This is a genomic window from Pedobacter nototheniae, assembly GCF_004335085.1.
In the GTDB taxonomy this organism is placed as follows: Bacteria; Bacteroidota; Bacteroidia; order Sphingobacteriales; family Sphingobacteriaceae; genus Pedobacter; species Pedobacter nototheniae.
The window spans coordinates 75287-100813 of sequence record NZ_RQRS01000003.1 but is presented as its reverse complement, the minus strand read 5'-3'; the positions used below and the strand labels follow the sequence as shown (position 1 = coordinate 100813).

The following is a 25527-nucleotide window of genomic DNA, read 5'->3' as shown; positions in this document are numbered from 1 at the left end:
CTTTATCTCCTTAATTAAAGGTAAATCTTAAACTAAATCCAAAATTGCTAAATGATGTATTAAATGTTTGCGATGTATATGGCTTAGTGATATTAGAATCATAAAACAATTTAATATTGAATTTCTGATTCAGTACATAATCAACACTTGGCCTTAATGTAATGTTTTTAGCCCCTGATGATACTTCCGATGTTGTTACATCGGCACGGTAAATAACCGTTTTATTATCACGGATAGCCACATCTAATTTAAAGTCCATATTGTTATCCATTTTTACGCTTTTAAACCATCCAAATGGGAAACGGAATTTATTAGTACGATAACCTAAACCAAATACCATATTATTTTCTGATAACTGAGCCAGCTGACTATTTGCTAAACTTAAACCCAACAATCTCGATCTATTTAACTCGAAAGTTGCGGTAATGTTATTTTTAAACCTGGTATCAATTCCAATTAAAGGCGAAAAATACTCTGATATGGTTACTTGCGCAAACTGGTATTCTGGTAAAAAGTTTTGGTTAGGGTCCCTGATGTTTGCAAAACCGTTATTTTCATCATAACGCAATAAAGATCTAAAGCCATTAATGTTATAGGTAGAACGGTAGCCATGTCTAATATCAACTGATGATAATTTATCGGCAATAAACGGAATGCGTGTTAAGCCGCTATAAGTTAAATTCCAGTTTGGCAAAGGAATGCTAGGAAATGAGCTTAATTTCGATGAATTAGCATCTTTTCCAGTATAAGCTGCCATAAAAGCGGCAACTAAAACATCCTGGCTTTCCTTACCGTAACCATCGGCATAACCACCTGCGCCAATACCTGAAGAGTTGGGGTTTCTTGCACCCAACCTTTTAGATATGATAATTCTGTTTGCCATAAACTGGTTAAACAAAGTTGAGATTACGCTCGAATTATTTTCTTTAAAAGAAGTACCAATTGCAATATAAGATACACTGTAATCTCCGGTGGTAACTCCACTCAGATTCTCAAAAGATGCAGCACTGGAAATATATCTAAAGTTTGAAGAATAATTTTTAGACTGTATTTTATTTGCTCGTAACGTAATTCTTAAATCGCGGATTGGTTCTAGTTGGCCAGTAATATTTAAATCCTCACGCATTGTATTTATATACAAATTGGTTTGCAAGGTATCTGTAGTTAGCCAACCATTGCTTACTGCTATTTCTCTAATATCCCTTTGGCTTCCAAATACAAAACCTAAACCGGGTGCACCGAAATTATCAAGACCAAAGAATCTTGTTTTAGGTAAATAACCTGGCAAGTAAATACCTTTTGTTTGCGTATAAGCAGCATTAATATTCTTTAAGCTGGTTAATAAATTAATAAAGAAATTCTTCGCTTTGCCTCCGTCCTGGTTATTGCCTGCATTTCTAATAAACCCAAACTTATTGTAAAGTGTTGTTAAGTTTAAAGTTGGATTAATTTGAAGGTTTCTACTATTTTGTATTGTATTTCCTAAATTAATTGTAGGATCCAAAAGAGTAGAAAGCGGTTCTGTTTGCCAGTTAAAGTTTGTTCCGTATCTGGTTTTTACATTAATCCAGTTTAAGCCTGGTATTTTATCAATTGGCAAATTATAAGTAACGTTAAGGTTATGGTTATAATCTGTTGTACGACCTAAACGAATTAAATTTTGCCAAACGGTATCCCGTTTAGAACCTTGGATTCTTCCATCTGGTTCATCAATAATGGAATAATTTGTAGCATTAAAATCCAGCTGTAGTGAGCGTGTTAAATTCCAGGCTACGCCATAAATTCTGCTCATTCTAAAGTTTTTGTTATACGTAGTTCCGTATCCGTTTCGGTATTGCGGAAGCGTATTCAATGGATCATTATTCCTCAATGTATTTTCAGAATATAAACGATCTACATCCACTCTAAAGTTAATGGCACTTGGAAACAAACTGATGTTAAAATCCTTTAACAGGGCAAGCATGTTAGATTTAATAATCTTCTCGAAAGGTGCGATCGATTTGGCTTCTTTTGAATAATTATATTGTAAAGATGCCCTGTAAGTATTTTGTATACTGCTTTGATTTATAAAATCGCGGTGGTTGTATTGCGTATAAGCATAACTAGCGGCAAAGTTTTCTATATCCCACAAATGTACGGGCTTCGTATTATTTGTGCGCTCTTTCCTTACGTTGGTAAAGTTTATACTTCTTCTAACGGTATAATCTTGAGCGAAGTTTAAGATAGAATCCTTTTGTGCTTTGGTGGATTGATCCAATGCATTTTTTAACTCAATATCAGGCGTACGTGGGTTGTACTGTGGTGTAGAAACCTGCTTTGAGTAACTTACAAACATTGGGATTTTAACACCAGATTTTTGCGGCAAAAACTTACCTAATTCCACTGCTGATGAAACATCAAACAATACATTATCGGCACGGTTTCTTTCACTAACTTTTGAATCTATCGAACCAAAACCGATTGTAGATTTACTTGCTGAAATATTTACATCTGCAAAATCTGCCAGTTTAAGGTTTAATCTTCCTGTTGCCGCCCAACCGCCTCTTTCATCAAACTCTGTTAAGCGCAACTCATTAAACCAAACTGTAACACTTTTATCCTGTGCTTCAGATTCTGGATTGGTTAAATCTCGTAATTGATTTTTAACCCCAAGCATGTACACCCTAACCTTACTCATATCTGGCTGTCCTTTTACAATAATGGTTCTAACCCCATCAGAATATGTAAATGGAATATTTATTGGCCAAGGTTGTCCGTTAGGAAGTTTGGCAACATTACGGGCAAGTTTAGCATTCTGGAAAAGTTTTAGTTCAATATCCATTCTGTTATCCTCAGGCCAAATGGCATCAGGATCACTTGTTCCTGGCGGTGTTATTTTTAGCGGTAAATTATATTCGTAATAGTTATCCTGATTATCCGTTCCTATCCTTAAAAATGCGGCAACATCATTGTTATTAATTACCAAATTATTTACAGCCTCAGCGTGGATAAACATTTCTAGGTGCTTGTACGACCTAAAATCACTATAAGCCGTTTTAAAAGCTGCTCTACCGTAACCATCTCTCAGGTTTTTGACCGTTACCGATAAAGATTGTTCATTTAATCGGGTATCTCCACGATAGTTACTGTAATCTCTCTCTCTTAAAATTCCTGGAGGGGTTACATATGGAATAGGACTTCTTTTTCCGTTTTCTTCAATGTTTACTGTTGCTACTTCAATTGTTGAATTATCTGGTGTTAAAACTGGCAAAGCAGGATCAACGATAATTTCTTGAGCTACATTTTTTACGTTATACTCTCTCCACTCTCCTCTAATCAATTGTAATTTTGCAAAACGCATTACAGCTGTATCAGCAAAATTGGTCATAAACATTCTGAAAAAACGGATCGACTTAAAATCCTGAATATTCCCTACCTTTTGTTGGTAAGAACCAATTGGCACCCTAAATTGATACCAAGAAACGGCCTGTGTATTTCCGTTAGCTAATTTAACTTGTGAAGTAACTTTATCGGTAATAAAATTTTGACCAACCACTAAATCAGCTGGGCGCATAGATACTTTATACTGGAAGTATTCATCGCTCTGCGTCATGTTATTATCGCGGTTAATGTCTTCACCATCTGGCAGTGAAGTGGAGGCCGAATTTTCAATCCCTAATTCATCTTGTGATTGTTGCGATGTTTTAGAGTTACCTTCTGTTCCATTATAACGTTCGTAACGTTTTAAAATGCCTGCATTAATTTGATCTAAGGCTGGTCCTCTGAAATAAGAATAATTATCAGATGATGGATCGGCATCCAAGGCAGATGCTGCCGTTGCATTTAACTGCCCTTTGATTTGGTTAATTTGTGCAGCAAATTTTGTCCTTTCATTAGCATCTGATAAACCATCTAAACCAACATCTTGTGCTTTTCTTGTATTTGGATTATTATCAAAAGCTTGTACAACGGGTTGTAATTTTGGTACACGCCCCCAGTTTGTTTCATCATATTGACTTGGATCATCGTTACCCGGCAATCCATTTTCTAAAGATTTACGCCCATCTTTTAAAATATCTTCTGATATATTTCCAAGATTGAAGTAAACATCACCACCAGCAGAATTTTGTTTGTAGATAAAAGGGTCCATCACCCAAAATTCTATAAAGCCAATATTTAGTGCCTCGAAATCGTTGGTTTCAATTTTACGTTGGAAACCTCCCCAATTATTTTGTGGTTGTAAAAGAGAACCATCAGGTTTGAAACCAAAAGGACGGTAATTATAAGGACCACGAACTGTTGGGTAATAGGCCACATCTAGCGTTGTAATATTTAAGGCTTGCCCAGTTGCAGTTTCCTTAAATGGAAAAACCTCTTGCTCTATTACTTCCCTTACGTAATGGTTTGATAATTCGTTCTTATTGTTTCTGATATTTGCCGGCGTAGTTGATGCTGATGAATTATAAAACGTTGGATCGATATTATAAAATGCAATTCTTGCACGATTATACCCATAGGCAAGATCATTTACCAATGCTGACTCTCCAAATAATTGTGGAGTACCTGATAACTGCCACGAAATTGCACTCTTCAAATCTATTACAGATCTTGAGGCTTCAAAGTCATCCAAATAACTTACTCCATTTTTACTTCCTGCAAAATTCAATGCATTCGGGTGCCCTGGAATAAGCTGTGCAAATTCTCCATAAAAAGTAACACTTGATGGCGCTTTAGTTGAAATTAAAGGAATTTTATCAACTAACTTAGTTAAAAATCTTGATGGAGAACTATAGTTTATATCTGCTCCCCAGATGGTATTTGAAATTGGCTCTTCTCCTAAATTTACTTTCTGAGTAAGTGGTTTTTCCGTTAAGTTCATAATAGTACCACCTATATTCAGTTTATTATTTACCCGATAATCCAATCGTGTTCCAAATAAAGATCGCTGTTGTAAACCGAAAAGTTCGTTGTTTTCTGTTGTAATATTAATGGGCTGGCCCGAACTTAAAAGCGCTTGATTAATAATACTTACTCTACCACCCTGATAATCTACAGTAAAATCTACTCCTTCAATTAAAGGAATGGTTCCTGCTGAAACCTTAACAGATCCTGCCGGAACATTGATTGAGTTTAAGCTAAACTCCGAAGAAAATTCAGATTGATAATTCCCTTTAAGAACGTATCTATTTTGGTTTTGGAATAGCTGTCTTGCTATTGTTTGAGTTGAATCGTATAAGGCAGTAAAAGTATACTTATCAATTAATGCCTGCTCACTTGGTAAAAACTTGGATGCTAAATCTCTTCCAAAAGGCTCAATTATTGGAAAAATAATACGGCCCCTTGTTGGGTCAATCGTAACATACCCTGTATTGGTATTGTTAATTAAATTAGAAACACCGTTTGAAGAAAAACCAGAGCTTAGGTTATTATTATTTGTACTTGAATTGGTAGAAGAAAAGAATGAACCAAAGGCATTACCTGCCGTTACAAAATCGAAAACACCATCGGGCTTTCTTTCATTTTGTTGATTTAAACGATCCAGTTCGGTAATACTTATCCATTGTTTATTGGCAATATTTTGCCCTTCGTTCATAATTGGAGTTTCAACACCCGTTTGGTTGTCTATTCTATAAATGTCCAATTTAAAATTCTGACTGCTAATTTGATATCCGCCAATAGAATAGATATTTTTCATCATCAAATTCCAGGTTGGCAAATTCACTTTTGTTGTTTCGTTTTTCAACAACTTAGCATACAAAACCTTTGGGTTGTTGGCATCAAAAGTAATATCAGTTGAAAACTCCCCAACTTGATATTCTTTACCGTTGTAAGTATAGCTATAGGCTACGGCTAAAACCTCATCAGCATTTAATGGATTATTTAATGAAATATAACCCAACTGCGGTTGGTATGTATATTCACGCTCTGTTAGTTTACGGGCGTAAGTTAATTTTGCGTAGTTATCTGTACCAGCTCTTGCTCCACCAGTTGCCTGGAAGTAAGAGATAATTGCATTATCATTTGTAAATCTCGCATTTGCAGGTAGGTTTTGAATCAAGTTATTAGATTGTTGCCCAAATCCGGTTACGGTTGTTCCTGCAGGTAAAACGGATGTACCACCAAGAATACCTGGATTATATGGTGCATTTTCTCCTAAATCCAATAAACCCAATACATCACGAGAATCTGTAGTACTTCCTGATTTATTAGTAATCCAAACCTCAATTTTTGTAATTTGAATTGGTGAGGTTATGATTGGCGCATTAATTAGGTTTTTATTATAGTTGTTGCGAAAATATTGAGCTAAGAAATAATGCCTATTTGCTTCGTAGGTATCGGCGCTAATTCTGAAATCATTTTGCTGAGAACCATTTGTGATGTTAATTTGCTTCGATTGTGATTTCTGTTGCGTGTAAACACTTGTTACATTAAGTTTACCAAATTGCAATTGTGTTTTAACACCAAATAATGCCTGCGTACCAGTAATTAAGCTGGTGTTTAAAGGCATACTTACATTACCAACTTCAATTTTCTTTATAATTTCATCAGGCGATCCAGTGTATTCTAACTTAATCTGGTTTTCGAAATCAAACTGCGCTTCGGTATTGTAATTACTCTTAATTTTTAATTTGGTACCAATATTACCCACCAAATCCATTTGAATCCTTTGATTAAAATCGAAATTGGTTTGTACTCGCTGACGTTCATTAAAAAGTGGATTTTCATTTTTATTAACCCTTCCCAAAAAGGTTAGTTCAGCTTCGCCACGAGGTTGAATATCTATTGTTGTGCCACCAAATAGTTTTTCAAAAGACTTACTATTTACCTGAATTTGAGGAATTACGCCAGTGGTTCTAATATCACTTAGCTCGGCATTGGAAATGTTTCTCCAATTTTCTCTTTTAATTTCACTATTAACCAAGCGTTGATACTCATCAATAGTTAAATATTGAGTTTTGGTTACGTATTTATCGCCGATTAACTCTTTAACAACGTAGCGTTTATTTTTTGCATCATATTCAACAACTCTTTTCATGTTGCTGGGCAAAGGGTAAAATCCATTTGCAGATGAGCTTATCCCAAGAAGCTGTTTTTCGCGTAAACTGAAGTTATTTTTGGATATAGTAGTATCCGCTTTGCTGGGAACAACCTGTGAGAGGGCGTTGAGAGTAGCAAATAAGAAAATTGGGATGAGAAATAGGTGTGTAAATATTCTCTTCAAAGGCCGTTAATTCTATAATTTTTTTAAAGCTTGTTTTATTAGTTGCTCTACCGAAAGCGTTCCTTCTGTTACTTTTAATATTTGGTCTATAGTTTTTTCGGCAGTTTGTTTGGCAAATCCGAGCATTACCAGTGCTGATAACGCTTCGTCTTTAATTGTATTGTGTTGAGGCATAGAAATTAATGAATCCACACCCTCTTTTTTAAGCTTATCCTGTAGCTCTAAAACTAGGCGTTGTGCGGTTTTTGCTCCCAAGCCCTTAATCCGTTGAATTAAAGGAAGATCTGCATGCACAATTGCACTTTGTATTTCTACAGGGGTAATTGATGATAAAATCATCCGACCGGTGTTCGGGCCAATGCCCGAAACCGAAATCAGATGTAAAAATAAACGGCGTTCGCCCTCATCGGCGAACCCATATAATGTATGTCCATCCTCTTTTACATGCAACCAAGTATATAACTTACACCTTTCTGATTCGCCAAGGTTGCTATATGTATTTAAAGAGATGTTTATGTGATAACCTATACCTCCGGCCTCCACCACAACATAAGCAGGGTTTTTGAAGACTAATTTACCATCGATATAGGCGTACATGTTGTATTATTTCTTAGTTGTTTTTCCAAATATACCGTTTCGTTTTGATGTTCCAGCAATTTCTTCTTTTGCTTGTACATCAACAACAGCAATGGTAACCATATTTACAATTTCACGTACCGAACTTCCTAACTGAACTATATGTACAGGTTTGTTTAATCCCAATAAAATTGGACCAACAGCTTCTGCCCCGCCAAGTTCTTGTAAAAGTTTGTATGCAATATTGCCTGATTCTAAGTTAGGAAAAATTAATGTATTTGCAGGTGCATCTGCCAAAGTGCTAAAAGGAAAATTATCTTTTAACAATTCGTTATTAATGGCAAAGTTTCCTTGCATTTCTCCATCTACTACTACTTCAGGATGATTTTTGTGTAAAAGCTTTACAGTTTCTCTTACTTTATTTGGCGTTACACCATCGTTTGAGCCAAAGTTTGAATAAGAAAGCAATGCAATACGTGGCTTAATGTTAAATTGCTTTACAGATTTATCAACCAATAAAGTAATATCTACCAGCTCCTCTGCAGTTGGATCTACGTTTACAGTAGTATCACCAAAGAAAACAGGCCCCTTTTTGGTCATCATCATGTACATACCTGCAACACGCTTAACCCCAGGTTCTACACCAATAACATGTAATGCTGGTTTAATTGTTGAGCCATAATTTTTAGTTAAACCAGAAATCATTGCATCAGCCTCGCCAAACTCTACCATTGAAGCGCCAAAATAGTTACGATCTCGCAATAATTTAGTCGCATCATTTAATGAAACTCCTTTGCGTTGACGTTTTTTGAATAATGCCTCAGCATATTTCTTTGTTTTTTCTGGCTCCTGCATTTGGTCGATGATTTGAACACCTTCCAATTCTAATCCATGCTCATTTATAATGGCCTGAATTTTCTCTTTATTACCTAAAAGGATAGGAATAGCGATATTATCGTCATTTACAATTTGTGCAGCTTTTAAAATTTTGTAATTATCAGCTTCAGCAAAAACTACACGTTTAGGGTCAGATTTCGCTTTAATGGTGATGGCACGCATAATGGCATCATCTAAGCCTAATCTTTTTCTTAATTCTTCTGAATATGCATCCCAATCGGTAATAATTTTACGGGCAACGCCACTTTCAATAGCTGCTTTTGCAACCGCGATTGATACTTCGGTTATTAGCCTAAAATCTACTGGTTTAGGAATGATATAATCTTTACCAAATTTTAAGTTACGTGCATTGTAAGCCAAGTTTACAGCCTCAGGAACTGATTTTTTGGCCAATTCTGCAATAGCTTTAACCGCAGCAATTTTCATTGGCTCATTAATACCAGTTGCACGAACATCCAAAGCCCCACGGAAAATATACGGGAAACCTAAAACATTATTTACCTGGTTAGGATAATCAGAACGGCCTGTTGCCATAATAATATCCTTACGGGTACTGATGGCTAGCTCATAAGCAATTTCCGGATTAGGGTTTGCCATCGCAAAAACGATAGGGTTTTTAGCCATTGAGCTTAACATTGGTGCAGTAACACAATCTGCAGATGATAAACCAATAAACACATCTGCATCTTTCAATGCTTCTTCCAACGTGCTTATTTTTCTATCTGTAGCAAACTCAGCTTTAATATCATCTAGTACTTCACGATCTTTACGGATCACGCCGGAACGATCGCACATGATGATGTTTTCTTTCTTAGCACCTAAAGAAACGTATAGTTTGGTACAAGAAATTGCTGCAGCACCAGCACCATTAACCACAATTTTAACCTTATCCATTTTCTTTTTCTGGATTTCGCAAGCATTTATTAATGCTGCTGCAGATATAATTGCGGTACCATGCTGATCGTCGTGCATTACAGGAATGTTCATCTCCTCTTTTAAGCGACGCTCAATTTCGAAACACTCTGGAGCTTTAATATCTTCCAGGTTTACACCACCAAATGTTGGCTCTAAAGCTTTAACGATTTTAACAAAATCATCAACGTTTTTAGTATCCAGCTCTAAATCGAATACATCGATATCGGCGAAAATTTTGAAAAGTAATCCTTTACCTTCCATTACGGGTTTACCAGCTTCAGGACCTATATCTCCTAAACCTAAAACGGCCGTACCATTACTAATTACCGCAACAAGGTTACCTTTTGCGGTATATTTATAAACATCTTCTTTATTTTCTGCAATTTTTAAGCATGGCTCAGCTACACCTGGCGAATAAGCCAAGGTTAAATCGCGTTGCGAGTTTGTCGGTTTAGTCGGTACAACTTGTATCTTTCCCGGGCGGCCTTGCGAGTGGTAATCCAGCGCATCTTGCTTTCTATTGGTTTTGCTCATTTCGTAACTTATTAGTGACGGCGCAAAGGTACAATTCTTTTACGAGGCAGAAAATAAATATACCTATCAAAAACATCACTTAAAGTTGGTAAATGTTTATTACCGAGTATTAAAAATTTTGCAAAATGGCTAAACTGAACAAATTTTTATCGCTCAATAGTTTTCATTTTGCCCCATTTACCTTATAAATTTTAAACCCTGCCCATTACCGGATCTGTAAAACTTTCTTTACCTGTTTCTATCCTACCTGCAAATCGTTGTGCAAATACATTGTTGGTAATGGTTTTAATTTCGAAATCGTACCAGCCATAACTTGATTGTAGATTGAGTATAAGAACTTCTTCTGTTTTTGGCTTAATTATTTTCTGCAGGTTATTTGTTTTGTAGCCCAAATCGCTCAATTGAAGATTTAACGTGCTACTGCCTTCATTTTTTACAGTTAGTTTTATATTTCCAGTGGCAACTTTAGTTAACCTGTTTATTTCTGTTTCGGCGATGATGGTTAAAAGGGGATCGTTGGCTGTACCAGTAAATTCTCGATAAAAACCGTTAGGACCATTTAACCGCAAATGATATTTACCATCCTCAAAAGCATTTAATGGCCAGTTATAACGAAGTTCATCATTGGCTTTAACGGCAAACGACCAGTTTCTGCACACTTCTGCGGCACCTTTTTCGGCTTTAAAACTTCCTGGTGCATAAACAGTAAAAGGTGATCCGGCGGTTTGTTCATTAAAAATTTGATTGCGGGCAGCCATATTAATTTCGAAGTTCTGTTTATCATCAGATAGCATACCACCTGCTATTAATTGATAAGGCAGGGCACATGCTTTCCGGATTCCCTTTTCTTGTTGCGGTAATAAACTTGAATAAGCCCCTTCAGCATTTTTCAAATCACCATCGGTAATCTGTTTAAAACTTGCGGGTTCCTCTTTAAACTTGGCGTTATAAATGGTTTCCACAAAGGGATTACGTTTTAAAAATGGAAGCGGATCTACATTTGAATCAAATGGAGCAAAAGCTGAAGTTAAATTTCCTGCAATTGTTCTTCTCCATTGGCTAATATTCTCCAGTTTCAGCTTTTTATTATACTTCTTATTTACAAATTCTTCTAAAAACTGTAGTGTTGAGGTATGATCAAATACTTGCGAGCAAACCTTTCCACCACGGCTCCACGGAGAGGCGATTAACATTGGTACCCGAAAACCTAAACCAATTGGTGCTTCACGAGCTTGCTTTTCGGCAATACCCTGCTTCAATTCGTTCGCCAACCTAACGTGCTCAATTTCCGTTTCAATACCATCTGAAACTTTCCCTGTTTCTGGCCGCTTATTATCTGGAATAGAAAACGGCGGAACGTGATCGTAATAACCATCATTTTCATCATAAGTAACAATAAAAATGGTTTTCTTCCACACTTCTGGATTTTTAGTTAAAATATCCATCACTTCAGAAACATACCAGGCGCCATACCACGGTGCACTCGGGTGATCTGAAAAGTTTTGTGGCCCGGCAAGCCATGAAACAGTAGGCAAATTACCGCTATTTACATCAGCCCTAAATTGGTGCAAAACATCTCCCTGGGGTACCGTCATTTCTCGTTCCGTACCTTCATCATTATATTTCAAAGAGGAGATATTTCTATAATCAAGGTCGTTTTTATTGATAACAAAGGCATGGTAAAATAAATTCTTTTCCTGATCTGATAGCTTATCGAAGTTTTTTTGACTCCAGGCTTCAAGCTCCACCGCAGCGGTATCAAGTGCTTTTATTTTATTTTTAAGGTCTTTTTGGATTTTCTTTGCTGCTTCATCGGTAAGTGGTTTTGCTTCCTGAAGTTTATTAATCTCACCAGGTAAGGTTTCTACCTGTTTTTGAAGATTTTCTACATATGTATCCTTAAACTTGACGTTGTAAGCTTTAAAAAATTCGAGCAGATTGCATCCAAAATTAGAAAGCCATGCACGTTCTTCTCCTTTAAAACCACCGCCACAACTAATTTCATTCTGATAAAATTTCCAGTTGATTTTGTTTTCTTCCAATAACTCCGGAAAAGTTTTCCAAGTATGCTTACCATAAGAATAATCATCATTTCTAATGTTTGCCTTAGGCAAATCATCTTCCTGATGGGTTATTTTTCCAGTCCAGAAGAAAGAACGATTAGGTGTTGTACTCGTCATGGCCGAACAAAAATTCTGATCGCAAACCGTAAATGCATCGGCTAGGGCGTAATTAAAAGGAAGATCTTCTCGGGTATAATGGCCTAATGTTAAGGGTAAGTGAGCATAGTTGCTATGGGTAGATTGTTTTGCCGGCAACCATTTATCATGTTTACCTTTATTATAGGCATCAACCTGGCTGGCACGTGAATGTGGCAAATCGCCCATCCAGGTAACTTTAGAATCTTTTATATTTAATCTGAATGGCGCATATGTATTGCCAACAGCATCTGTTTGAAACCAAACGGGTTTTTTATTTGGTAGCTGAATGGCTCGTGGATCATTAAATCCTCTTACCCCTTGCAAAGTACCAAAAGCGTGATCGAAAGAGCGGTTTTCTTGCATCAGGATAACCACATGTTCTGCATCAAGAAAGGTGCTGCCCGGCGCAGGGTTTATAGCCAGCGCTTTTTGTATTGATGAAGGCATTACAGTTGCTACTCCTGCAGCGCCCGAAAGAAGTAAAGATTTACGGAGAAATTCTCTTCTGGTATCCATGTTTTGTATAGAAAATATTTAAGACAAGTTTAGTCCAAAATAATTTCATCCAAATAAAATTAAGATTAACTAAATGTTAATCTACAGCATTGTTACATGTTAAGAAATCCTTTTTAAGGTATTGAATGGGGTTTGGATTGGAAGTTTATTCTTGAAAATTGAAGCAATTACACAGTTTATTGAACAGACGCTTATATAACGCTCCTCGTTAGTTAAATGATGCCCCTCATTAGTTAAATGATGCCCCTCGTTAGTTAAATGATGCTCCTCGTTAGTTAAATGATGCTCCTCGTTAGGTAAATGATGCTCCTCGTCAGTTAAATGATGCTCCTCGTTGGGTAAATGATGCTCCTCGTTGGGTAAATGATGCTCCTCGTCAGTTAAATGATGCTCCTCGTTGGGTAAATAGGCCGTTCTTAAGCTGGGGACAAAAACCTATCCTTTGCTAATTCTTAAAATCATACCTGGTTGTAACCCTGCTTTAGCTAAACGATTATCTCTTTTAATTTGATAAACGGTTGCACCTTCAAATTTTTCGGCAATTTCTGATAAGGTATCGCCAATTTTAACCTTATAACTGAGGTAAGAAGATGGAGCTTTTAAAACTGTACGGGTTTTAGTATAAATCTTTAATTTTTGTCCGGGTACAATGGTTTTACTTTTCAAACCATTCCAAACCCTTAAATCCTGTACTTCTACACCATACTTATCGGCTACTGTATTTAAACTTTGTCCTGATGTAACTTTATGATAAAGCACATTATTTGACGCTACAGTTGCGGTTTTCTTTTTTCTTAAATCTCGTACATCATCTGTACTGGCTTCATAAACTCTGGTATCAATATCTAAATCTGCGTTTAAAACCTCATAAATACCAGCATAATCTACATCCCTAAGTTTAGGCATTACAATCCTTCTAGGTACATCATCAGTACCGTTTACAATCTTTTTCTTATACGATGGATTTAAGGCACACAACATTTCTTCATCTACATTTAAAGCTTTCGCCAGTAGCGGCAAAGAAACGAAGCGATTAACCTGAACGGTATCCGTTTTTAAAAACAGGTTAGAAGCCTGGGCCGTTATTTGATGCTTGCTAGAGTAATTCATTACATAAATGGCAGCAATAAAAGCTGGCACATAATTACGGGTTTCCTTTGGAAGAAACTGTCTAATTACCCAAAAATCTCTGGAACCTGCCTTATCCATTGCACGGGTTACATTCCCTTTACCACAATTGTAAGCTGCAATGGCCAGTAGCCAATCGCCAAGTTCATCAAAAGCATCTCTAAAATAAGCCGCAGCAGCATAACTAGCCTGAATAGGATCTTTACGTTCATCAACAAAATTATCCATCTTTAAGCCGTAGGCCTTACCCGTGCCAAACATAAATTGCCAAATACCAGTTGCGCCCACCCTGGAAATAGCATGTGGATTCATTTGAGATTCTACAATCGTTAAATACTTTATTTCTGTTGGCAGGTTATAATCTTTTAATGCCTTATCAAAAATCGGAAAGTAATAACCAGATAAGCCCAACATTTTACCAAACATATCCTTCCGCTTGGCATAAATATCAATGTACTGCTGCACATATTCATTGTAAGGCAATGGAATAGTTTTAACGATAGAATCTAACCTGAGTTTATAAATGTAGTTCTGGTTTAACATTAACGGATTTTCAATTGGCAACGGAACTGCAACTGTATCTGTGTTAATGAAAATGTTGTTTTGAACTTTATGAAGACTGTCTAATTTTAGAATTTGTTGTGCAAAGGTTGGAGTAATTAATCCTGATAATGCGCAAAGAGTTACAAAAAGTAATTTTTTAATCATGGGCTATTTGTTTAATAATCCGCCATGTTAAATTTATAGATTTTCTTTAAAACATCTATTGGATTTAACTGGACCGTAAGTTAAAAAATGCCATTAACCCATATTAAATGGGTCGGAGTACAACAATTTCCTGCTTTCGCGTTTAGAAATTGTTCTCTACCTTACAATGACGGTAATACTTATGATAAAAATGCCTGAGAAAAAGCCAGCAGCTTATCTTCCTCAAAATGTTTGGCTGTAAATTGAATACTTAACGGCAAACCTTCGGCATTATTGCCCAAAGGCAAGGCAATGGCTGGGTTTCCACTCAATGATGGTAGCACAGTAAAAATATCTGCCATGTACATTACTAACGGATCTTGCATATTATCGCCTATTTTAAATGCTGGCGTAGGTGCTACCGGAGATAAAATCAAATCGTAATTATGAAATAGTTCATCTAATTTTTCTCTAATCAACCGCCTCACCTGTTGTGCTTTTTGGTAATAAGCATCATAATAACCTGCACTTAAAACAAAAGTACCAAGTAAAATTCTGCGTTTAACTTCTTCGCCAAAGCCCTCAGCTCGTGATAATTTATACAGTTCGTTTAAAGATTTTGCTTCCGTATTGCGATGCCCATAGTGCACGCCATCATAGCGGGATAGATTGGATGAAGCTTCAGCAGTGGTTAAAATATAATATGCAGGAACAAGATAATCCAGCAAATCGAACGATACATATTCTACTGTATGTCCTTTTGCTTTTAAATCTTCTATTGATTTTAAAATTGCCTCTTTAATTTCTGGGTCAAGGGCATCACTTTCTATAGTTTCCTTTAATACGGCAATTTTTTGTTTTGAATGGTTATGAAGATGTGCAGGATAATCTGGCACTGCCAATGGAGAAACCGTACTATCATTTTCATCTGCTCCTGCTAAAACCTGCAGCAATAGAGCGGCATCTTCTACCGATGAGGTAATGGGGCCAACTTGATCGAAAGAAGAGGCATACGCAATGACACCGTAGCGGGAAATGCGACCGTAAGTTGGTTTTAGCCCAATTTGACCACAAAAAGCCGCTGGTTGCCTAACCGAACCGCCAGTATCTGTACCTAAGGCGGATAGACACATATCTGCCTGTACAGCTACAGCCGAACCGCCAGAAGAACCTCCGGGAACTAATTCTGGATTGGCTGCATTTTTTGCGGCACCAAAGTATGAAGTTTCATTAGAACCGCCCATTGCAAATTCATCACAGTTTAAACGACCGATAATTACGGCATCTTCCTGTAATAAGCGTTTAACAACGGTTGATGAATAAGGGGATACAAAACCATCGAGCATTTTTGATGATGCTGTAACAATATGATCCTGATAACAGATATTATCTTTAATACCGATAACCATACCGGCCAATTTACCGGAAGTACCTTCTTCTATCTTTTGTTGTACCGCTTTTGCCTGAACTTCTGCCGTATAAAAAAACACCTCATTAAATGCATTGAGGTGTTCATTATCCTTAATTTGCTTAAAATAATAAGCCAATAAATCCGGTAAAGTTAGTTGCTTTTGCGAAATGAGCGTTTGTATCTCCTTGAGAGAGCTGTATTTCTTCAAAACTTAAAATTAATTACGATTAAACGGTTTTATCTCTGTTTGATGGATCTACTTGATCTCCGTCAGTTCCGTCTTTACCATCTTTAAATTCTTTTACACCTTTACCTAAACCACGCATAAGTTCAGGGATTTTTTTACCTCCGAAAAGTAATAGCACAACGACTAAAATAATCACAATTTCAGGTGTACCGAGCATTGCTGCTATTGTTGTATTTAACATAACTTTTTGTTTAAACTTTTTGACTATCAGTTACAATTTTTTCATCTATGGGCGTACTCGAGGGATGAGGAACATCTGATGATACTTTTTCATCAACCGGACTTGTTTCAGTTGGGTGATGACGTTCGTTGTTGTTGTTGTTTACTGTTTCTTCTGCCATTTCTTTATCTAAATCCATGGCATTAATATTTCTGTGAATCTCTCGCTTTACTCCGTCGGAAGCATCTTTAAACTCCCTGATTCCCTTGCCCAATCCTCTTGCTAATTCTGGTAATTTTTTACCTCCGAATAACAAAAGTACTACTACTAAAATGAGTATGATCTCTGACCCACCCATGTTCAAAAACTCTAATAACGTGCCTTGATACATCACTAATATAATTTATACAAATATAAACAATTTAAAACTCTCTTCTTTATTTACTAATCCAAGCTTCCGGGTTAAGCTTATTCATTCCTCTCATCACCTCAAAATGTAGTTCTGCTACATCACCAGTATTTGCTACTGTACCTATGGTTTGTTTAGTGCTTACTTTGTCGCCTTTATTTACACTTACTGACCTTAAATTTTTATAAACAGTGAAGTAATCTCCATGTTTAATTACTATAAAATATTGCCCATAAATCAAACTCACCATAAACACATCGCCTTCAAAAACCGCACGAACAGAAGAACCTTCAGCAGTTGTAATGTCAATGCCTTCGTTATTCATTGAAGCCTGATCCACTTTATATACACCAAAACGCTGTGTAATTGTTCCTGTGGCAACCGGATAAGGCAAACGTCCTCTATTATTTTCAAAACCTGCTGATAGTTTAGCAGATTCTGGCGTAGCGGTAAGCAATTCGCTATTTGATTTAGCTTTTGCAGCAGGTGCAGCAACTGGAGCTGGTCTATTTTCTGCCTTAGCTTTTGCCGCGGCTATTCTAGCTTCTTCTGCTGCTTTTTTCCTAGCTTCTTCTGCCACTCTCCTTCTTTCATCTTCAATTGCTTTTTGAATAGCTAGTTTAATTGCTCTATCCATTTGCGCTTCTTGCTTTTTCTTAGTTGCAATATCTCTTTTAAACTGCTTTTCTTGCTTACTAAGTTGATTTAAGGCTACAGATTGCTCATTTTTATCTTTACCAAGCTTTTCTTTCTCTTTTTCCTGATCTTTTAAAAGTGAACTTTTTTCTTTCAGTGTTCTATCCAGAATCACTATTTTACCGTTAAGGTCTCTTTGTGTATTTTCTATATAACCCGCTTGTTTTTTACGGTATTGGCTAAATTGTTGTAAATATTTGATTCTTTTATAAGCCTGATTAAAATCTCGGGCTGCAAAAATAAACATCATTTTATCGTACGAGTTTCGGTTGCGTTGTGCAAAACGAATCATTGCTGCATACTCTTTTTTAAGATCACCTAACTGACCTTGCAACGTATGTACGGTATTTGTGTTCTGAGAGATTTGGTTATCTAAATTTTTTATTTCAGAATTGATGGTTCCAATCTTATCCTGACGTAAGCGAATTTGAGCATTTAAGGCATTTATTTGCTGTAACGTAAGTTTTTTTCCATTAGCGGTTTTGCTAAGGTTTTTTTGCAACTGCTCAATTTCACGCTGAATAGCTTCCTTTTTCCTTTTAAGTTCATTTGCGGTTTGTGCAGTAGCCGAAAGACCAAAAACACAAAAAACAAGAATAAATACGAGTCTGTGTAGCTTCATTAAGCCAAAAGTATAAAAATTTTACAGTAAAATATATTAAAATTGATATACAGGGCACTTAAGCGCCAATAGTAAAAACATCTTCACTTAATCTTCATGCTCGAAGAAAAATTTATTACAGCAAACAGCACCATAACTCTATCTTTTTTAGGGAGAAACGGTGCTGAATATTTTGTAAATATTTGGTGTAATCTTATTTTACTACTGTAAACCTCTTTGGTACATTAAACGGAAATTCTACAGGAACATTGCCATCAATCTTTGTAAATTCTAAATTGATATTAATCTTTTTTCCGTTAGATAAGGTGTTGATTTTTAAAGCGCTTGGAAACAAATATTCGTTTACTTTTTGATATCCATCATAAGTTACCTTTAATGCCTGACCAGCTTTAGCATCATTTAAATTAGTTTCAGACAATTTAAATAACGTGTTGAATAAAAAGTTATAGTCTAAATTATCTTTGCTACCCGCAACTGACCATACTCCATTATCCATTTTTAAATTAGATTGGTTGTTTAAATAATCGCCGATTGCGTTACCTGTTAAAATGGCTTGTAGGGTATTAAAATTAATCTGCTTATTGGTGAAATTATAAATGTAGCTAAAAGGTTTTTTAATGTATTCACTTTTGGCTCTATTCATAATTTTAATACTATCTGGCGTAATTAATGCTCTTGCAGGTTCGTAAGCGCCCCCTAAGGCTGTAATACTTACCCAAATTACTTCCTTATCTTTCATTCTAAAGTTCATGGTTACATCATTAGCATCACCTGCAATATCTAAATTAGCTTTAGCCTTTAATGATAAGGTATTAAATTTAAGCTGTTTGCTGTTTAACAGTGTTAGCGCCTCTTCTTTGGAGTGGTCGGTTTTAATTTCTGCTTTAGTTGGTGGGGCAACTACAATTTCACGTTTTGGCTTACATGCAGAAACTAAAGTTATTGCAGCAATTACAAATAGGCTATTTAAAATATTTCTTTTCATTTATCTTCTTATTTAATATCTCAGAACCATTACCGGCTTCCTTAGCTTTTTGCCACTGTAATAATGCAGCATCCTTTTCGCCTTTCATATAAAGGATATCTCCGTAACGCTCCAAATAAACACCATTACGGTTACTATTGTTTTGCAAGGCTTTCTCTATCCAGGTTTGTGCTAAGGCATATTTTTGTTGCTTAAACAAAATAAAGGCATAGGTATCTGTTATTGATGAGTTATTGGGCATTGCATTGGCTGCCGTTTCTGCATATTTCGCAGCCTTACTCAGGTCATCGTTTTTTAAAGCGAGGTAATAGGCATAATTATTCATAATCAAATAATTATCTGGCTCCATAGCAATTGCCTTTTCAAAAGCGCCTTTTGCGGCACTAAAATTATTTTGGTTAATGTAAATATCACCCTGAAGTGCATAAACCTGGGCTTGTAAACTTTTATTATCCACATCCAGTTGTAAAGCAGTTTTCAGGTTGTTTTGAGCCAAATCCAGCTTTCCGGTTTTAAATAAGGCATAAGCCAAGTAATAATATAATCCGGCTTGATTTGGGTAAATATTTAACGCTTCATCACCAACTTTTACAGCATCTTCATAATGGCCAAGCAAAGTTTGAATGTTAATTACCTGTTCCCAAACTGCATAAATTTGCTGGCTTTGTTTTAAAGCGGCCTGATATTGAACCAATGCTTCTTTCAATTTATTTTGCTGATATAAAACATCTCCATAAAGTGAAAGTGCTTTAACATCATTTGGATTTTTTTCTGCAACAATTCTGCTTAGTTCTGTTATATTTTTAGCTACAACCGGCTGACTTAATTTAGAGAATAATGCGGCAATTATTTTCACCTTTTCATTATGTGGCATTTCATCACTCAAAAAGGCCTGTTTTAAGGCGGAGAAAGCTTCGTCATCCTTTTTCTGCTTGCGATAAATATCGGCTAAACCGAGATTAACCTCATAGTTATTCGGCTCTAATTTTTGTGCTTTTTCTAAAACCTTTAATGCTTCTACATCATTATCTTTTTGCAACAATAAACCTGCAGCGTATAAATAATTTTTAACATCGGCCTGGTTGCCTTCCAATAACTTTACAATATCACTTTCTGTAGCACTTCCACTTTGCTGGAAACGCTGCCTGGCGCTTGTTAATTCTTTCGATAGGCCAAACTTTTGCTCAATATCGTTATAAGTTTTTTTTGATTCTTCGGGTTGATTTGCTAAATATTGTGCGTTGGCTTTATCAAAATAATAGGCATCATTATCGGGCTGAATCCGAATTAACTGGTTAAAAACATTAACCAGCTCCGTCATTTTGTTTGTGCGCTTATAAATTTCGCTTAGCAAACGCCAATACCATTGGTTATCAGGATTTATTTTTAAGGCTTGCTTAATATTTTGCTCCGCATCGGTAAGTTTATCCATGCGGTAATTTGCATTGGCTAATTCAAAGTAAGCAGCGTGATTATTAGGGTCGAGATTTACTATTTTATTAAAGTTGGTTGAAGCTAGTGGATAGTTTTCAGACATTTTCTCCTTTAAGCCAGCAAAAAACAGTTGCTTTACCACATTGCTATCGGCTGCACCAGTTGCAGAATTTATTTGTCCAAAAGCATTTACACTAATGAAACTTAATGCCAAAAGGGAATATTTATTTTTAAACTTCATGATATATGCTCCACAAATAACGCAAAACTAGGCTTTTCCAGTATGCCCATAACCACCTTCTCCTCTTGAGGTTTCGGTTAACTCATCAACAGTATTCCAACTAACGGTTTCATGTTTTGCGATAACCATTTGTGCAATTCTATCTCCGTTATTGATCTTAAAATCTGCTTCGGATAAATTAACGAGCAAAACCTTAATTTCACCACGGTAATCGGCATCAATTGTACCTGGAGAGTTTACAATGCTAATTCCATGTTTATAAGCCAACCCACTTCTGGGGCGTATTTGGGCTTCGTAACCTATAGGTAACTCTATATGTAAACCTGTGGGAACAAGCTTACGCTGTAAAGGTTTTAAGGTAATTTCTTCTGCAGTAAAAGCACGCAAATCCATTCCTGCGGCATGTGCAGTTTCATATTGTGGTAATGGGTGTTCAGATTTATTAATAATTTTGATTTCCATATTCTTAATTCCTTTTCAGCATTTTCATCAGGTTATCCTTCTCGAAGTAAAATATACCAATCAAAAATACGATCAACAGACCATTACCAATGTAAATATTTTGTTTGAAGACTCCAAAAGATAGATAAACCAATACTATAGAAACAATTAGGTAAGTTACCATCCGTTTTAAGTTATATGGAATAGGATAATGCTTTTGCCCCAGAACGTACGAAATAACCATTATAATAAAATAAGCAAGCATTGATACCCATGCTGAGCCCATGTAGCTGAATTTCGGAATTAAAATAATGTTCATTACAATGGTAAATATGGCGCCCACTAAAGAAATGTATAATCCATACCTAGTTTGATCTGATAAACGATACCAGATAGACAAGTTCATGTAAATACCTAAACAAACATATCCAAACAGTAAATAGGGTACCGCTGGTAATCCAACCCAATATTTATCTGATATAAAGTGTTTAATAATCTCAATATTAGCGGTTAAACCGACGAATAAAATAGTTAAGGCTAATACAAAATAGTATAAGATTGTTGCGTAAGTTGTTTTGGCATTTTTATTTTTAGCATGACTAAAGAAAAACGGTTCTGCCCCTAAACGAAACGCCGTATTAAAAATACTGATAAAAATAGCCAGCTTACAAACAGCTCCGTAAATACCAATATCATGATCGGCGATGTTTGTAGGAAGGTACTTGCTTAATAAAATTTTATCAAGGTTTTCGTTAATAATAAACGATAAATTTGCTACTAGCACGGGCCAACTGTAGCCAAACATGTTGCTAAATAAGGCTTTATTAAACTTGAAACGAATTTCGAGAAACTGCGGAATAAGCATTAACAGCGTAACAACGCTTGCAATTAAATTAGATACAAAAACATAACCAACCCAACGGCCTTTATACCACGATGATAACCAATCGCTAACTACATGATGTTTTATAAGAAAAGGTATTACGAAAATAAAAATCAGGTTGAAGCCTACAAATACACCAATATTTAAAAAACGGATTACACTATATCTCATCGGCTTTCCATCAGCACGTAGCTTTGCAAAGGGAATTACGCTAATGGCATCTACAAACAAAATCCAAACGAAAAACTTAATGTATAATTTCTGATCGTTTAGTTGATCCAGGCTTCCGTTTAAGGTGAAACGAGCAAGATAATCTGAAAAAACATGCCCAGTAATTAGGAATAAAACAGAAATAAAACCGATTACTAAAAAGCTATTGTTATAAACTTCTTGCTTTCGATCTTCATGTTTATTTAGATACCTAAAAAAGGTGGTTTCCATTCCAAACGCCAAAATGGGATTTATTATAGATGCATAGCTAAACATCTTTGTAAAAATACCATAAACACTTGTTGGATAAACCCTTGTATAAATTGGAGTTAAAATAAAGTTAAAGAGCCTTGAAAAAATAGTGCTTAACCCATAAACTAAGGTTTGACCTGCAAACTTTTTATATACTGACATATTTTAGTGTAAAATTGGTAAGGTAAAATGTTTAATGATGCCGTTTACCATAACAAATTCTTTTTTACAACCTCGAAATTGCGGTAGTTCTTAAATTCGCCATCAGTTACCTCCACATTTTCTACTTTAGATTTTTCTGGACCTTCTTTACACCAGTCTATAAAAGCATCTAATATAAATTGCTCTGCCTCTGCTTCAATATATACCGACCCATCTTTTTCATTTTTAACAAAGCCTTTAATGCCCATTTGATCGGCAACAGCCTTGGTGCTTGCCCTAAAAAATACGCCCTGAACCTTGCCCGAAACGACTATATTAATGTGTTTTACCTTTGATGATTGATCACTCATTTTTGCTAGTTATGATGCAAAGTTATAAGTTGAGCCAATAATTAGGCTATCTTTTAGTTTATATTGAAATATAATCTACAATTTTTAGAAACTTAACGCGGCAATTTTTTCCTTTTCAACCAGAAATTCATTCCAAATATCTTTCAAAATCTCCGCTGCGGGTTTTATTCCTTTAAGCATGGTACTTACTTGCCCAATCTCAAGTTCGCCATTTTCCAAATCGCCTTCAAACATGCCCAACTTTGCCCGTGCCCTGCCTAAAAGTTCCATTAATTTTTCTCTGTCTGCGCCATCAGCTTCTGCTAGGGCAATAGCATTAGCAAATTCATTTTTTAATAACCGTACAGGAACCAATTTTTTCATGGCAAGTTTGGTATCGCCTTCAACTGATGAAATTATTTTATTTTTAAATGCAGGGTGTGCTGATGATTCTTCAGCAACGGCAAAGGCCGACCCAACTTGAACACCTTTGGCTCCAAGCGCAAAAGCCGCAAGCATTGCTTTACCGCCACCAATACCTCCAGCTGCAATAACTGGAATTTTTAAGGCTTCAGCAATCATCGGAATTAAGCAAAGCGTAGTGGTTTCTTCTCTTCCATTATGCCCACCAGCTTCAAAACCTTCGGCTACAACAGCATCAGCGCCTGCCTCCTGAGCTTTTAGGGCAAACTTTGTATTTGCAATTACATGGACAACTGTAATTCCATGCTCTTTTAAAATGCCCGTCCATGTGGCAGGATTTCCTGCAGAGGTGAAAACAATTTTAACGTCTTCTTTTATTATAATATCTATAATCTCGCTAATATTTGGGTAAAGTAGTGGAACATTAACCGCAAAAGGGAAATTAGTTGCCTGCTTGCACTTTTGAATATGAGTGCGCAACACTTCAGGATACATAGAGCCAGCACCAATAATGCCTAAGCCACCAGCGTTGGATACAGCTGAAGCCAAGCGCCAGCCGCTACACCAAATCATTCCAGCTTGTATAATTGGATATTTAATATTGAATAGCTTACAAATTGCGTTCATGTTTATGATATGGTTTCGGGGTTTGCAATGTTATTTTTTTCCGTTTTATTTAATACTAAAACATCATGATTTTTAATTTGCTGAAGGCAGTTTAATGTTTTTACAGCATCCTGATAATCAACTAATGTGGCTATTTTCATTACGTTACATATTAAATTATCCTTTGAACATTATCATTTTCAATAATAAAATCATCCGAAAGGTTAATTAAATTTATTCCTGGTCTTTTGCCTGGCTCCAAAGTTCCAAGTTGTTTATCTAGCTCTAAAAATTCGGCACCATTTATTGTAGCCCATTTCAAAAGATCATTAAAACCAATGTGCTTTTCAATTTGCAGTATTTTCATTTCTGCCAAAATATTTAATTGATGATTACTCGCTAAGCTATCCGTTCCTAGCGTTATTTTGACACTTTCATCCATTAACAAATCTACATTTGGAAGTTTATTTTCTATATAAAGGTTAGCTTGCGGACAAAGGCACCAATACAAATCGGCTTTATTTTGTTGTGCAAACTCCAAATCCGTTTTATTGGTAAATGTATTATGAACCAATAATGTTTTTTGGTTTAGATGAGGCAACCATGTTTGTAGGGATGTTTTACCAGATGGTTGAAAGAAATCTATATTGAGATTTAAAAATTCATAAAGCTTTAAGAAACCACCAGTTTTTGTTTCGAAAAAGGTATTTTCCTCTGCTGTTTCCTGATTATGGATACTTAAAAAAGAATCTTGAGCATAATCATCAATAAGCTGAAATAGTTTTTCGGATACCGAATAAGGTGCGTGAGGAACAATAGAACATGGCAACGGTGCAAACTGTGCTTTTACGCCTTTGGCATAATCCATAATTGCTTCTGCCCTTTCAGGATTAAAACCCATCGCCTCAATAAAAGTATAGTAATAAATTTTACTGTTCTGCTTTATTGATTTAGAAATGGGTTGGTTAGAAATATCGCCAACAGCAACAATTCCATTTTCAAACATTTGCTCATCTGCCCTTTCCATTGCAGTTACAATTAAATCTGTATCAGCCTGCCTATTCTTTATAATAGATTGTACAAATTCTACCAAACCAGTACGCTCTGGTATTAACCCAAGCATGTTTGATAGTTCTAAATGGCAATGCGTATTGATAAATCCTGGTATTAAAGCACCTTTAAGTTTAGTAATACCTTGCAAATCGAGATTCACAGCTTCGTCTTCAGTAAGAACTTCTTTAATTTCCCCATCTGCAGTTACAACTACAACTCCATTTTTAATTGGCGGCTGATTTACGGGGAAAACCCAATCGGCAGAAAAGTATTTTAGCATAATCACAAATTAAGGGGAATAAGGGCAA

General features: G+C 35.9%; 17 protein-coding genes. All 17 read right to left on the bottom strand.

Annotated features, from left to right (window positions below):
* Nucleotides 1-10 precede the first annotated feature (10 nt).
* The gene (gene sov, locus EHC72_RS03940) at nt 11-7201 is read right to left on the bottom strand and encodes a T9SS outer membrane translocon Sov/SprA (RefSeq protein ID WP_131536328.1); all 7191 of its coding nucleotides are present in this window, start codon (nt 7199-7201) and stop codon (nt 11-13) included.
* A gap of 12 nt (nt 7202-7213) precedes the next feature.
* On the bottom strand, nt 7214-7798 hold the full coding sequence (gene ruvA / locus EHC72_RS03935; protein WP_131536327.1) for a Holliday junction branch migration protein RuvA: 585 nt from the start codon (nt 7796-7798) through the stop codon (nt 7214-7216).
* A gap of 6 nt (nt 7799-7804) precedes the next feature.
* Nucleotides 7805-10123: an NADP-dependent malic enzyme gene (locus tag EHC72_RS03930; RefSeq protein ID WP_131536325.1), complete on the bottom strand. Its 2319-nt coding sequence runs from the start codon at nt 10121-10123 to the stop codon at nt 7805-7807.
* Nucleotides 10124-10314: 191 nt separating this feature from the next.
* Nucleotides 10315-12840 carry a phosphocholine-specific phospholipase C gene (locus EHC72_RS03925; RefSeq protein WP_131536323.1) on the bottom strand — a complete coding sequence of 842 codons (2526 nt, stop codon included), beginning with the start codon at nt 12838-12840 and terminating at the stop codon, nt 10315-10317.
* A 435-nt stretch (nt 12841-13275) separates the two neighbouring features.
* Nucleotides 13276-14676, bottom strand: coding sequence for a lytic transglycosylase domain-containing protein (locus tag EHC72_RS03920; protein ID WP_131536321.1), 1401 nt, complete (start codon nt 14674-14676; stop codon nt 13276-13278).
* 179 nt (nt 14677-14855) lie between these two features.
* A complete protein-coding gene (gene gatA / locus EHC72_RS03915; RefSeq protein WP_131536319.1) occupies nt 14856-16274 on the bottom strand; it encodes an Asp-tRNA(Asn)/Glu-tRNA(Gln) amidotransferase subunit GatA in 1419 nt (472 codons plus the stop codon).
* A 19-nt stretch (nt 16275-16293) separates the two neighbouring features.
* Complete coding sequence (gene tatA / locus EHC72_RS03910; RefSeq protein ID WP_170311711.1) at nt 16294-16494, bottom strand: twin-arginine translocase TatA/TatE family subunit; 201 nt, start codon at nt 16492-16494, stop codon at nt 16294-16296.
* A 10-nt stretch (nt 16495-16504) separates the two neighbouring features.
* Complete coding sequence (locus tag EHC72_RS23225) at nt 16505-16864, bottom strand: Sec-independent protein translocase subunit TatA/TatB (protein ID WP_131536317.1); 360 nt, start codon at nt 16862-16864, stop codon at nt 16505-16507.
* A 46-nt stretch (nt 16865-16910) separates the two neighbouring features.
* Entirely contained in the window at nt 16911-18200 is a 1290-nt protein-coding gene (locus tag EHC72_RS03900; RefSeq protein ID WP_131536315.1) for a murein hydrolase activator EnvC family protein, read from the bottom strand.
* A gap of 193 nt (nt 18201-18393) precedes the next feature.
* Entirely contained in the window at nt 18394-19185 is a 792-nt protein-coding gene (locus tag EHC72_RS03895; protein ID WP_131536313.1) for a DUF4292 domain-containing protein, read from the bottom strand.
* Nucleotides 19163-20860 carry a tetratricopeptide repeat protein gene (locus EHC72_RS03890; RefSeq protein WP_131536311.1) on the bottom strand — a complete coding sequence of 566 codons (1698 nt, stop codon included), beginning with the start codon at nt 20858-20860 and terminating at the stop codon, nt 19163-19165. Before EHC72_RS03890 ends, EHC72_RS03895 begins: the two co-directional genes overlap by 23 nt.
* Before the next feature lie 27 nt (nt 20861-20887).
* Nucleotides 20888-21322: a dUTP diphosphatase gene (gene dut / locus EHC72_RS03885; RefSeq protein ID WP_131536310.1), complete on the bottom strand. Its 435-nt coding sequence runs from the start codon at nt 21320-21322 to the stop codon at nt 20888-20890.
* Nucleotides 21323-21326: 4 nt separating this feature from the next.
* Nucleotides 21327-22808 carry a lipopolysaccharide biosynthesis protein gene (locus EHC72_RS03880; protein ID WP_131536309.1) on the bottom strand — a complete coding sequence of 494 codons (1482 nt, stop codon included), beginning with the start codon at nt 22806-22808 and terminating at the stop codon, nt 21327-21329.
* Between the two features lie 44 nt (nt 22809-22852).
* A complete protein-coding gene (locus EHC72_RS03875) occupies nt 22853-23158 on the bottom strand; it encodes an acylphosphatase (protein ID WP_131536308.1) in 306 nt (101 codons plus the stop codon).
* Nucleotides 23159-23242: 84 nt separating this feature from the next.
* Nucleotides 23243-24187 carry an NAD(P)H-dependent flavin oxidoreductase gene (locus EHC72_RS03870; RefSeq protein ID WP_131536307.1) on the bottom strand — a complete coding sequence of 315 codons (945 nt, stop codon included), beginning with the start codon at nt 24185-24187 and terminating at the stop codon, nt 23243-23245.
* 2 nt (nt 24188-24189) lie between these two features.
* Nucleotides 24190-24327, bottom strand: a complete 138-nt coding sequence (locus tag EHC72_RS22600; protein ID WP_165585759.1) for a hypothetical protein — start codon at nt 24325-24327, stop codon at nt 24190-24192.
* 11 nt (nt 24328-24338) lie between these two features.
* The gene (locus tag EHC72_RS03865; RefSeq protein ID WP_131536306.1) at nt 24339-25499 is read right to left on the bottom strand and encodes an amidohydrolase family protein; all 1161 of its coding nucleotides are present in this window, start codon (nt 25497-25499) and stop codon (nt 24339-24341) included.
* Nucleotides 25500-25527: the final 28 nt, after the last annotated feature.